This window comes from Maribacter sp. (assembly GCA_020629415.1).
In the GTDB taxonomy this organism is placed as follows: Bacteria; Bacteroidota; Bacteroidia; order Flavobacteriales; family Flavobacteriaceae; genus Maribacter; species Maribacter huludaoensis.
The window spans coordinates 4,637-16,349 of the sequence record JAHDDL010000059.1 but is presented as its reverse complement, the minus strand read 5'-3'; the positions used below and the strand labels follow the sequence as shown (position 1 = coordinate 16,349).

Here is an 11,713-nt window from a genome sequence, read left to right as displayed (position 1 = left end):
AGAAATACCCTTCATTTGATACTGCAGCATCGCTAACTTCTATACTAGCGGTTTTGAACCAAACTTCTGCATAATTGCCATCGGCATATTGTTTTTGAATATCGCCACCATGGGTTTCTGCACCTGAGCACCAGTTCATGTTTTCATCTGGAGATTTTCCGTTGGTTTGATTATAAGCGCCCAATTTAAAAAAGCAGCCTTCACCAGCGTATGCTTCTTTTCGTTCTACACCATCTTGACCAATAGGGAAAAACAATTTCTTGGTTTGCTCAGGTATATCCGCCTGTGTTGGGTATTCCGATTCCAGTAAATTTTTGGTAAACGTTTTGGTTTCATGTCCGTCACTCATAAACTTTAAGCTCATGATTCCGTCTTTTACAACAACTTCATAGCTGAATTCTTCACCTAGCGCTATGCCATCTTCAGGTTCTGTAGGATAGGTGTCCGCAGTTTCACCAACTATGGAAAAATCATTGCCCCAAACAGCAGTAGAGTAGTCCCACCTCTTAGAATTATCATCGCCAGCGGTATTGATCTCATAATGCCAAAATACAGAGCCTTTGGTATGACCTGGGTATTTTTTGTAAAAGATTTTCAATGGCTCGTTTTCAAAGGCATCTGCGCTATGAATTTGACCCACAACTACCGCGTGGGTTGCTGCCACACGGGCATCTCCCGTAGATGACACGTTCATTACTTTAAGGGTTGCCGTTAGTTTGTCATTTGCCGTTTTTGGGTACCATTTTTTAATTTGCGCCAGTTCGGTCCTGGTATTATTGGAAGAACCATGGGTATTGCCACCATTGGGTGCTTTAAAAACTACCCAATCATCTTTGCCGTCATTGGCAACGTAAAAGAAATCTTTATTTTCAAAGTTATTGGCTACCCCCGCATTTGAACCATCGCCCAAAATTAATTTCCAATCATCAAAGAACGGAATTACCTCACTTGCGTAAACCGTTTCTTCTGGATCATTTTCGATAGGAGCATCATTCGTTTTTTTTGTTGCGTTTTTACAATTCGTAAAACAAATAATTGTTACTAAAGATGCTAGGGCAATTGTATATTTTTTCATTTTATTCCGATATAGGGCGATAAGATAGGAATAGTTTAAACAATTAATAAATTATAGGACATTTTCTATTGTGATATTGGAGAATAACCTTCTATTCAAGAATATCTTTCCAAACCATTACCACTTTACCTCGTGTACGCATTTTTTCAATATGTGCTATTGCCTCAGGTATCTGGGTATACGGATATGACTTTTCTATGTGGACCTTGATTTGTTCTTCTTTAATAAGAGAAGCCAAAACTTTTAAATCTTTAGAATTCGCTTCAGCCGTAAATTGGGTCAATGGGAACTTACTGAAAGCTTTTTTCAATAAAACGGCAGAAATATGTCCTATAGTAGTAAAACCGACCATAACACCTCTTTTGCCCATTCGTGTATAATCGGAATGCGTTAGGTTGCCATGTACATCAATGACTACATCATAATGTCCTTTATGCTGGTGAATATCTACCTTGTCATACGCAATGGTATTATCTGCACCAATTGATTTTACAAAGTCCGAATTTCTGGAAGAACATACAGCCGTTACATGTGCTCCGTATGCCTTGGCAATTTGTACCGCAAAATGACCCACACCACCAGATGCCCCATTAATCAATACAGATTCTCCATTTTTTATGTTACCATGCATAATTATTGCCTGATAAGCTGTTAGACCTGCAATGGGAACACCTGCCATGGTAGTGAATTTTGCATGCTCTGGCATTTTAGCACAAACATAGGCCGGAACACAAGCAAATTCTGCAAAAGCACCACCACCTAACATTTCACCAAATACATGGTCTCCAATTTTAAAATGCTGCACGCCAGAACCAATTTCTTTTACAATTCCTGCAAAATCAGCACCTAATATAGCATCCTTGGGTTTAAAAAGTCCGAACGAAAATCTAGCAAAAAAGGGCTTTCCCCGTAGAATATGCCAATCCGCCGGGTTAGCGGAATTTGCCATCACCTTCACTAAAATATGATTGTTTTTTACAACAGGGCTTTCAACTTCTTTCATTTGAAGAACCTCCGGACCGCCATATTTATATTTGGTAAATGCCTTCATGTCCACTGAAATTGAAATTAGTTACTTTACCTCATTCTCTAACTCGCTACCTGTCTCAAATGATTTAATATTGTTTAAGGTGATCGTAGTTATTTGATCCATTGCTTCTTTTGTAAAATATGCCTGATGCGATGTAATTAACACATTAGGGAAACTTAATAGTCTCAATATCATATCATCTTCAATGATATGTTCTGAAAGATCCTCAAAAAACAGATTTTCTTCCTGCTCATAAACATCGATTCCCAAATATCCTATTTTTCTATCTTTAAGTCCGGCAATGGCATCTTCCGTTTTTATCAGGGCACCTCTACTGGTGTTGACGATCATAACACCATCCTTCATTTTAGCAATAGATGCTTTATTGATGATATGCTTGGTATGTTTGTTTAAAGGACAGTGCAACGATATAATATCGGATTGTTGAAATACTTCTTCAAGCGGTAAAAATTCTACTCCTGCAGCTACCAATTCTTCATTTTCAGCAATGTCATATGCAATGAGCTTACTACCAAAACCTTTTAATAATTTACCGAATGTTGCTCCAATTTTTCCTGTTCCAATAATACCTATGGTTTTATTGCTCAGGTTGAAACCAATAAGGTTCTTTAATGAAAAGTTGCCTTCCCTGACCCGGTTGTAAGCTTTGTGTGTTTTACGGTTAAGGGTCAATATCAAAGCCAAGGCATGCTCTGCAACCGCTTCTGGTGAATAGGCAGGCACCCTTACTACTTTTATGCCTTCTCTGTCTGCAGCTTCTAAATCTACATTGTTGTAGCCAGCGCAGCGTAGTGCTATTAGTTCTATACCGTTGGCGGATAATATTTTAATAGTTTCTTCATTGACTACATCGTTTACAAAAACACATACCACATTGCATTCTGCCGAAAGTTTGGCAGTATCTGGATTTAAAGCGGTTTCATAAAATGAAAAATTATAGTCATAATCGGCATTATACTTTTCAAAATACTCTTGATCATAAGATTTGGTACTGAATACGGCGATGTTCATTAAGATAGTTTTGATGATGAATAGTATCTTAAAGTTAACTATACTAGTTTAGTATTCCTATCCCTTTTTTGTGAACTGGTAGAATTAAAAAAATGTATACATTTTTTTAATAGTTTATTAGGTTGCACTGTGCGTATGGCAAAATAGATTATTAGCCGTTACTGATCTTTCTTGAATTCTGTAATCATCTCAATAAGTGTTTTATGTTCTCTGCCTGCAGCCTTTTCATAATCTGATGGTACATCATTGGCACCGTTTTTAATACCTTCATAAATACCGGCAATAACAGTACCCATAAAGTCACCTAAAGCCGACTTTCTGTCTGCCTTGTATTTTTCAACAGGTACCGAATTGTAGATTAAATTAGTATCATACACCTTATTGATGTTTTCAGCCAATTCCTTTTGTGAAACAGGTTCACCTACAAGATTATAAACATTGCCATTATGTTTGTCTTCTACGAGTAATTTTGCATAGGCAAAACCTAGTTCTTCTCGGCTGGTATAGGTACATTTTCCTTGACCGGCACAGTTTTCTATTCTTCCTTCTTTTACATAGGTATCTATATATTCCAAATCTGGTTCTATGTAAATTCCGTTTCTTCCTATAACCCAGTTGAGTCCGGAATTCTGTACATCTTTTTCTGTTTGGCGGTTGCTTTGTACAATAGGGCTGAAGGCGTTATTATTTTCATCTCCAACAATACTGGTGTACACTATTTTTTGTACTCCATTTTGTTTGGCAGCTTCAATCACATTTCTGTGTTGCTGAATTCGTTTTTGAGGTTCATCCATGCCAGATACTAAAAGAACGGCATCTACACCTTGTAATGCTTCATTAAAATCCTCGCGGTTATTGTAGTCTCCCTTTCTGATTTCTACATTTAAATATGTAGCTTTTTCAGGTGTTCTGGCAATGCCGATCACATTTTCTTTACCTATTAAATTGATAAGATGCTTTACAATGGTTGCACCTAATTTTCCACTTGCCGATGTTACTGCTATTTTCATAGAATTAATATTTTGATTTATTTACAGCTTTACTTGTTTTGTTCTTAATGCGATTATTTTCTCTTTTATTACCGGTATTCTAATGAAAAAGCCAATACCAACAATTATGGCATAAACCATCCATGTTTTTTCTAAAATGGCTACGTGTAAAAGGCTAAGTATAATAGCCAAATATGCCAAACTTTGAAGCTTTTTCCATGTACGTTTTAATTTTTTCATCCACTTTCTGTTTGAAGTGAACAACAACGGAATCAATATTAAGACGGCTATGAATCCGGCTATATAATTGAATTGGGTAAAGGTTTCTGAAAAACCTTCTGCCCAAATAAATATGACAAAATGCAACAGACTCCATACAGCCGTAGCTATACCCATAGCTTGTCTTACAAATAGATTATGGATACCAAATAGGATAAAAAACGGAGTACAGGTCAACACGGCGGTCATCCATCTTATTGAAAATTCACCTGTGATATGATATAACATTTCTAAAGTTGACATGCTTTCTTTACCTCCATTTTCAACTAAAGTGAAAACAAATCCATTAGAAGTATCAATTTTAAACATGGCACTTAAAATGAACATTGGTATTATGGCAAGAATGGTTACTATGATCCAGCCATAATTCTTTTTTATAAATGGCATATTATAAAGAGGCTTTTAGTTGGTTCAATTCTTTTTCCAAAGCTTCTGCTTTGTCCTTAAACTTTTGCATTGCCTTTTTCATTTGACCAATTTTTTTAAATGCCTCATCATCTTGCACTGCGGTGTACGTGGTTACACCATCTTTTTCTTTGAATTTTGACTTACTGCCACATGTTGGGCAAATTTTTATATCACTCATGTTATTTAGAATTTATGATAACCACTTTACCGTCATGTTTTGGTGTTAAATGGTATTTGTTGGTTTGTTGTATTTCTTTTAAAAATCGTTTTGTATCGTGCATTTCTGCATTATCCACGTATACTATTGTTTTACTATGAAAATTGGGTTCTAGCATTAGAAAAAGGGATAGGTATAAATCTTTCCATCCATCAAGAAATAATAAATCTATAGGTTCCGCATATCCTTTAAGTGTTTCCATAGCATCGCCAATTCTCATTTCTATTAGGTGATCAACACCAGCATTTTTAAAATTCTCAATGGCTTTTTTTGCTTTAGAATCTATAAGTTCGGTTGTAACAATACTGCCATTTGTTTCTAGAATACCCTCGGCTAAATACAAAGTAGATATACCGAATGAAGAACCGAATTCAACCACATTTTTAATTCGATTTTCTTTAATAAGATGTACTATATCTTCTCCTTGTTTTTTTGAGATGGCCAGGTAGGTATCCTTAAAATGTATGGGTCGTATAGGTCCCAGAATACTTTTCGTCAAAGCCTTCATTATTCTTATATCATCGTATTTGGCATCTTCATACAAATTTGCCAATGTAGCTGCTATTTTTTGCTGTGCTGCAATTATCATATTTTGAACCTTTTAAAAGGAACAACCGTGTTAACGGCTATTCCTTTGCTAAGAATTTTATTGTCACCGCCAAAGGGTATAATACCCTGAGGCTTTCCTTTAATTTAGAAGTTTGTTTCTTTTGAATGCCTGATGGCTTGCCCTGAGGTGTTTTACTCTCTAGAGGGAATTAGAATTTTCCGTTCTCGTTTTTCCATTCAGATTTTGCAGGTATTGTAGCAATAACATCCCAGTGTTCTACAATTAAACCATTTTCCAATCTAAATAGATCATAATAAGCGGTATGGTCGCCTTTACCGAATTTACCTTCGCTAACGCTAAGCACATAGTTGCCCTGACCCAAAACGAAATGTAGTTTATCATACTGCATTACCAGACCGTTATCCGCAAAATATTTCATTGCTGCCCCAAAACCATCTAAACCATCTGCCACAGCGGGATTATGTTGAATGTAGGTTGCTGGGTTGATGTAGTTGGTCACCTTATCCATTTCATGATTTAAAAGCACATTTTCTATAAAACCTCTAACTACAGCTTTATTTGCTTCTGTCTTATCTAGATCGGTCAAAGTAGTGGCACCGTCAAATTGAGATCTTCCACTTGGGTTTGGCTTTTGAACAGGTAATAAGTTGTCCCAATGCTCAACGATCATTCCATCTTCAAATCGAAAAATATCAAATCCTGCTTTTGGTCCGAAGAAATCATATTCAGTATGCGTAAACACATAATCCCCATCTTGAAACGCACGTAGTACATTTGCTTTAAATCCGCCTTCCGCGGCATGTTGCATTACTTCACCAAAACCTTGTAAGCCATCTGCTACATCTAAATTGTGCTGAATGTACGTATTAGGATTAATGTAAGAAATAGGTGTTTGGTTACCTGTATTAAAGCTGTTCAATAATGCAACTACTTTGTCTTTATTAGATAATTTTACATTCTTTAAAGATGTTAGTGATTGAAATCTGATCATTTCTATGGTAGACTGATCCATCATCCCCATGAATTCTTTAGCAACCGCGGCATTCATAAAATCATTGATTACTGCATCTGAATGCGCTTTTGTATCCCAATACGCAATAGCAACTTGTTCTCCTTTTTTATTAAACCCAGTAATTCGTTGTAAAAATCCGGTTTGTTTTTCGCTGAATTCCGGTCCAACTCTGTCATTTACTGCATTAAAAGCTTCAACATTGGCACCTTCCTTTAATTTAAAGGTCATTACTTCTGTAAATGTGCTATTCGTAGCAGTAAATTCATCGGTTATTGTAAAACGGGACATTTTCATTGAAGAACCATCAATCATACCTGCATAACTGGCAACAGACTCATCTGACATAAATTTATTCATTGAAGCTTCTGCATCGGCAACTGATTTCCAATATACCAATACCACATATCTACCTTGTTCGTCAACACCGCTTTGACGTCTAATAAAACCAGGCTGCTTACTTGTAAAAGTTTTTTCTATTTCAGCATCAAGTTTATTAAATTCCAATTCACTTACGGTGGTCTTGATATTGAAACTGGTTACTTCTAAAACAGTCTCCACTTTTTTTTCTGGGCTGTTACAGCTGGCTATTGCCATCGTAAACAGACTAATTGCGAATAATTTTGATTTCATAATTTTCATTTTAGTTAATTTTAAGTGTAATTCTACACTGCAAAACTAAAATGGCAATAGTGGTATTCTGTTATCAATATGAAGCTAAGAATGGTAAATGTGAGTAATTATATTAGGCTGTTTCTGAATGTTTTAGGAGAAACACCAGTATTTTTTTTAAAGAATTTAGTAAAATTTGTTAGCTCATTAAAGCCAATTTCGTACGCTATTTCTTTAAAGCCATTATCTGTACTGACAATAGATCTTTTTGCTTCAAGAATTACGTAACCGTCAATAAAGGTTTTAGCCGTGTCCAAGGTAAACTCCTTAACTATTTCATTTAGGTGTTTGGTAGTAATGTTAAGCATTTCGGCATAGTCTTTCACATTTCTTGTAGTAGCATAATTTTGTTCTACTAAGTTTTTAAATGTGATGAAAATGGTGTAATTCTTTGCATTATTATGGGGCAATTGCTGATCAAATTCCCGTTCAAGTCTCAATAAATAAAGATTGATCAAAGAGGCTACTATATTATTTCTAGCATAATCATTTGAATTCCTAAGCTCTTCATTTAATTCCTGTAAAAAGGAATGGTTTAACTCTTCATTTTCTGAAATAGGGGATGTAACGTGGTAATTATAGAGATGTGAGATCATATTGATCGAGGATTTTGAGAAGTGGTTCATCACAAAATTTTCTGTAAACAATACCAAAAACCCTTTGTAAGTGGCATTCTTTTGAAAAGCATGAACTTGACCTTTTGCCAATTTCAGTACCGATCCTTTTTGTACGGTATAATCTTCTAAATCTACTTGATGTGTGCCATTGCCATCTGTAACGATCAATAACGCAAAAAAATGAATTCTGTGTGGTAGGGTTGTGGTCTGTTATTTCAGGGATTCTAGCAAAAAACTTGGTCAGATTTAAACACTCAAAACTGTGCTTATTATCGGCATCTTGAAATGATATATCCGGTATATTTTTCAAATTTGACTATACAGTTTTAATAACTTATTGGAATCTCTACCCTGTTCATATCCCAAGCAATATACATTACGGCAACACCTTGTTCAGAATCTTCAAATTGAATGGTAAATTCTTCTATTGGTCGATCGTTTTGTAAAACATGGGCTTCAACTCTTAGAACATCATTATTATCGTCATAGCTATAATGTCCCCATTGATCAATATCCGTATTGAATATTATGGTCCAAATCTCTTTAGTAGGTAAAGCGTACATGGTGTAGGTACCTTTCCTAAGTAATTTGCCATCTATTTTAACATCTTGGTATACTTTGATCTCCGTTGCCTCATTGGCTCCAAGTCGCCATATTTCATTGTATTTGACCATACCGTCAAAAACTGGGCGACCTTTTTTTTGAGGTCTGCTATAATCAATCCTTAAAATAGGGGAATCTGGTAGATTTCTTTCTGGAGCAAATTTTATGTCGTGAGCAAATTGGTCCGGTAAATACACCCTATCCAACGGACTTTTATCCAAGCCTCTGAAATTTTGGGCAAGTCCAACGGAAATAAATAAGTTAAAGCAAGCTATTAGTAGTATAGTTTTTTTCATAATAAATACATGAATAACAAAATTGATCAGGTTTTAAAATTAATGATAATTGAAATGAGAAGTTAACTATTCTTCAGCTATCTGCTTGTAAATCAATATTTTTATAACATTAACCCTCCTGTAGCTTCTATACGCTGCCCATTTATCCAAGCTGCATCTTCCGTACATAAAAAAGCTACAATACCGCCAATATCTTCTGGTTCACCAACGCGACCTAAAGCTGTATTACTGCTAATTTTTTCACGCCTATCTTCATTGTCCTTATTTGCACCACCACCAAAGTCCGTACCTACGGCACCGGGAGCCACTACATTTACTCTAATTTTTTTGTCGCTTAATTCCTTTGCCAGAAATCGTGTTAACACATCGATTCCACCTTTCATACTTGCGTAAGCTGAAGATCCTGGAATGGTTACACGCACCAAACCAGATGATATGTTTATGATTCCGCCACCATCATTCAATTGTTCCACAGCATGCTGAGTTAAAAAATAAACACCTTTTAAATGTATGTTCATCATGTCATCAAAATCAGTTTCTGTAGTTTCTAGAAATGGTTTGTAAATTCCTGTTCCGGCATTATTTACCAAATAGTCAAATTTAGCTGTGCGGTAATTTTCATTTAAATACATGGAAACCGTTTTAAAGAAACTAGAAAAATTTGAAGTGTCACTTGTATCTAATTGAAACGCGACTGCCTTTTGACCTATTTTTTCTATTTCTTTGACCACTTCTGCTGCAGCCTCTTTTTTTGAGTGATACGTTAATATTACATCCAATCCTTTTTCTGCGATTTTTAATGCTATATTTTTTCCTATTCCGCGGCTACCACCGGTTACCAATGCTATTTTTGTTCTAGACATAGTATTCTTTTCTCTAAAATTGGTATTAGTTCTTTTTTAATCTAAAATATTGAAATCTCTATTTTATACCTGTAAGGTCACGTTATATTTATATTAAAATTAATTCTCAGGTCTCTGGATCTCGTCTAAATAATTCGATTAAATCAAAAACCAGCACACAGAAAACTACCCAAATGAATCCGGCAATAAATCCGCCTGCGATATCCGAGGGAAAATGAACGCCTAAGTATATTCTACTGATACCTATGCTTAGAATTATTGTCATTAATACAATGACCAATGCATATTTCATCACCCTCTGAATTTTGAATTTAGTGACCAGAAAAATAAGAAATCCGTAGAATGCCATAGCACTCATTGCATGACCACTTGGATAACTAAGGGTTTCTACCGATACCAGATGTTCTATCCCCGGTCTGGCCCGATCAATAAACCGTTTTAGCATCATATTTGAAATGGTGGCCAAAGCCAGAATCAAAGTGGCCTGTACTACATATTTCCAACGTTTAAAGACTATAAGGGATACTAAAAGGAAAATAGTTAGTACGATCAAATACCCATAGGTGTCGCCAACATTGGTCATGAATTTAAAATAGGAGGTTAGTGTTGGCGTTCGGTAAGAAATCACGTAATCTGTAATAGAAGTATCATAGGCAGCCAGGGTTTCTGTTTTTAATGTATCCGTCAATTCAACGAAGAGGTTTATGCCACCTACAACCAAAATCAAAGCTATTAAAACTGTAATTACATAAGGCAATGTTGTATTATATTGGTTTAATTTATTCGCTAAAAATTCTCGCAGCGATTTTATAAACGTGAAAAGGGATTGTTTCATGAAACGATCTATTTGATTAGGCGTAAACTTAGCTGATATAGGTCAATTTCAGTGTTTCAAACAAATTGATAAATAACTCGTTTGAGTTAAACTACATTTTCAAAGCTTTATGAGGCTCTACAGATTTGGACGAGTATATCCCGAAACCTTATCTTTATACCATAATAGAATTATTAGAAATTATGAAATCACCCGATTGGAAAACCGCAATAGAATTTGATGATATTACCTATAAAAAATGTGACGGTGTAGCACGTATTGCTTTCAACAGGCCTAATGTGCGCAATGCCTTTAGACCACATACCACAAGTGAACTTATAAAAGCCTTTTATGATGCACAGGAAGATACTTCTATAGGAGTGGTTTTACTTTCTGCGGAAGGTCCTTCAACTAAAGACGGAATATGGTCTTTTTGTAGCGGTGGTGACCAAAAGGCTAGGGGAGAGAAAGGATATGTTGGACAAGATGGACAACACCGTTTGAACATTCTTGAAGTACAACGAATGATTCGTTTTATGCCCAAAGTAGTTATTTGCGTAGTCCCAGGTTGGGCCGTTGGAGGTGGTCATAGTCTTCACGTAGTGTGTGATATGACATTGGCCAGTAAAGAACATGCAATATTTAAACAAACGGATGCGGATGTAACCAGCTTTGATGGTGGATACGGTTCTGCATATTTGGCTAAAATGGTGGGACAGAAAAAAGCACGTGAAATTTTCTTTTTAGGAAGAAACTATTCTGCACAAGATGCATTTGATATGGGGATGGTCAACGCCGTAATACCACATGACGAGTTAGAAGACACCGCCTTTCAATGGGCACAAGAGGTATTGGAAAAATCTCCTACGTCTATTAAAATGCTAAAATTCTCCATGAACTTAACCGATGACGGAATGGTAGGTCAGCAAGTTTTTGCAGGTGAAGCAACTAGATTGGCTTATATGACAGAAGAAGCAAAAGAAGGTAGAAATGCATTTCTTGAAAAACGTAAGCCTAATTTTGGTAAGGATAATTGGCTGCCGTAAGTCCGTTGATGGTTGTCCTTTGATGGTTGTCCGTTGATGGTTGTCCGTTGATGGTTGTCCGTTGATGGTTGTCCGTTGATGGTGACCTTAAAAAAGTTCATTTTTTCTAAAGAAAAAAATGAACTTTTTTAGTTTTCGGAAACTGGAAACTGGAAACTGGAAACTGGAAACTGGAAACTGGAAACTGGAAAC

At 35.9% G+C, this 11,713-nt stretch carries 13 protein-coding genes; 1 reads left to right on the top strand and 12 read right to left on the bottom strand.

The genetic code is table 11. From position 1 onward, the window contains the following. The 12 genes from QZ657_RS16305 to QZ657_RS16250 form a co-directional block, all read right to left on the bottom strand. The coding region (locus QZ657_RS16305; RefSeq protein WP_291968124.1) for a polysaccharide lyase family 7 protein at positions 1-1,075 on the bottom strand (1,075 nt) is incomplete at its 3' end. A gap of 91 nt (positions 1,076-1,166) precedes the next feature. Next, positions 1,167-2,126 (bottom strand): NAD(P)-dependent alcohol dehydrogenase, encoded by a 960-nt coding sequence (locus QZ657_RS16300; RefSeq protein ID WP_291968123.1) that lies wholly within the window; start codon positions 2,124-2,126, stop codon positions 1,167-1,169. A 21-nt stretch (positions 2,127-2,147) separates the two neighbouring features. Next, positions 2,148-3,137 carry a 2-hydroxyacid dehydrogenase gene (locus QZ657_RS16295; protein WP_291968122.1) on the bottom strand — a complete coding sequence of 330 codons (990 nt, stop codon included), beginning with the start codon at positions 3,135-3,137 and terminating at the stop codon, positions 2,148-2,150. A gap of 158 nt (positions 3,138-3,295) precedes the next feature. Continuing rightward, positions 3,296-4,147, bottom strand: a complete 852-nt coding sequence (locus QZ657_RS16290; protein ID WP_291968121.1) for an SDR family oxidoreductase — start codon at positions 4,145-4,147, stop codon at positions 3,296-3,298. A 21-nt stretch (positions 4,148-4,168) separates the two neighbouring features. Then, a complete protein-coding gene (locus tag QZ657_RS16285; protein ID WP_291968120.1) occupies positions 4,169-4,792 on the bottom strand; it encodes a ferric reductase-like transmembrane domain-containing protein in 624 nt (207 codons plus the stop codon). A 1-nt stretch (position 4,793) separates the two neighbouring features. Then, positions 4,794-4,991 carry a hypothetical protein gene (locus tag QZ657_RS16280; RefSeq protein ID WP_291968119.1) on the bottom strand — a complete coding sequence of 66 codons (198 nt, stop codon included), beginning with the start codon at positions 4,989-4,991 and terminating at the stop codon, positions 4,794-4,796. 1 nt (position 4,992) lies between these two features. Then, positions 4,993-5,619 (bottom strand): O-methyltransferase, encoded by a 627-nt coding sequence (locus QZ657_RS16275; protein ID WP_291968118.1) that lies wholly within the window; start codon positions 5,617-5,619, stop codon positions 4,993-4,995. Positions 5,620-5,788: 169 nt separating this feature from the next. Further along, positions 5,789-7,243: a hypothetical protein gene (locus QZ657_RS16270; RefSeq protein WP_291968117.1), complete on the bottom strand. Its 1,455-nt coding sequence runs from the start codon at positions 7,241-7,243 to the stop codon at positions 5,789-5,791. 107 nt (positions 7,244-7,350) lie between these two features. Continuing rightward, a complete protein-coding gene (locus QZ657_RS16265) occupies positions 7,351-8,067 on the bottom strand; it encodes an AraC family transcriptional regulator (protein WP_291968116.1) in 717 nt (238 codons plus the stop codon). Between the two features lie 158 nt (positions 8,068-8,225). After that, positions 8,226-8,798, bottom strand: coding sequence for a DUF2911 domain-containing protein (locus tag QZ657_RS16260; protein ID WP_291968115.1), 573 nt, complete (start codon positions 8,796-8,798; stop codon positions 8,226-8,228). Between the two features lie 101 nt (positions 8,799-8,899). Continuing rightward, the gene (locus tag QZ657_RS16255; protein WP_291968114.1) at positions 8,900-9,661 is read right to left on the bottom strand and encodes an SDR family NAD(P)-dependent oxidoreductase; all 762 of its coding nucleotides are present in this window, start codon (positions 9,659-9,661) and stop codon (positions 8,900-8,902) included. 106 nt (positions 9,662-9,767) lie between these two features. Next, positions 9,768-10,496 carry a phosphatase PAP2 family protein gene (locus tag QZ657_RS16250; RefSeq protein ID WP_291963736.1) on the bottom strand — a complete coding sequence of 243 codons (729 nt, stop codon included), beginning with the start codon at positions 10,494-10,496 and terminating at the stop codon, positions 9,768-9,770. Positions 10,497-10,678: 182 nt separating this feature from the next. Here QZ657_RS16250 and QZ657_RS16245 point away from each other — a divergent pair, with 182 nt between their 5' ends. Then, entirely contained in the window at positions 10,679-11,521 is an 843-nt protein-coding gene (locus QZ657_RS16245; RefSeq protein ID WP_291963737.1) for a 1,4-dihydroxy-2-naphthoyl-CoA synthase, read from the top strand. Positions 11,522-11,713: the final 192 nt, after the last annotated feature.

Coding starts and splice junctions, on each gene's coding strand:
- QZ657_RS16300 (WP_291968123.1), bottom strand. CDS start 2,126: ATGAAGGCATTTACCAAATATAAATATGGCGGTCCGGAGGTTCTTCAA.
- QZ657_RS16295 (WP_291968122.1), bottom strand. CDS start 3,137: ATGAACATCGCCGTATTCAGTACCAAATCTTATGATCAAGAGTATTTT.
- QZ657_RS16290 (WP_291968121.1), bottom strand. CDS start 4,147: ATGAAAATAGCAGTAACATCGGCAAGTGGAAAATTAGGTGCAACCATT.
- QZ657_RS16285 (WP_291968120.1), bottom strand. CDS start 4,792: ATGCCATTTATAAAAAAGAATTATGGCTGGATCATAGTAACCATTCTT.
- QZ657_RS16280 (WP_291968119.1), bottom strand. CDS start 4,991: ATGAGTGATATAAAAATTTGCCCAACATGTGGCAGTAAGTCAAAATTC.
- QZ657_RS16275 (WP_291968118.1), bottom strand. CDS start 5,619: ATGATAATTGCAGCACAGCAAAAAATAGCAGCTACATTGGCAAATTTG.
- QZ657_RS16270 (WP_291968117.1), bottom strand. CDS start 7,243: ATGAAATCAAAATTATTCGCAATTAGTCTGTTTACGATGGCAATAGCC.
- QZ657_RS16260 (WP_291968115.1), bottom strand. CDS start 8,798: ATGAAAAAAACTATACTACTAATAGCTTGCTTTAACTTATTTATTTCC.
- QZ657_RS16255 (WP_291968114.1), bottom strand. CDS start 9,661: ATGTCTAGAACAAAAATAGCATTGGTAACCGGTGGTAGCCGCGGAATA.
- QZ657_RS16250 (WP_291963736.1), bottom strand. CDS start 10,496: ATGAAACAATCCCTTTTCACGTTTATAAAATCGCTGCGAGAATTTTTA.
- QZ657_RS16245 (WP_291963737.1), top strand. CDS start 10,679: ATGAAATCACCCGATTGGAAAACCGCAATAGAATTTGATGATATTACC.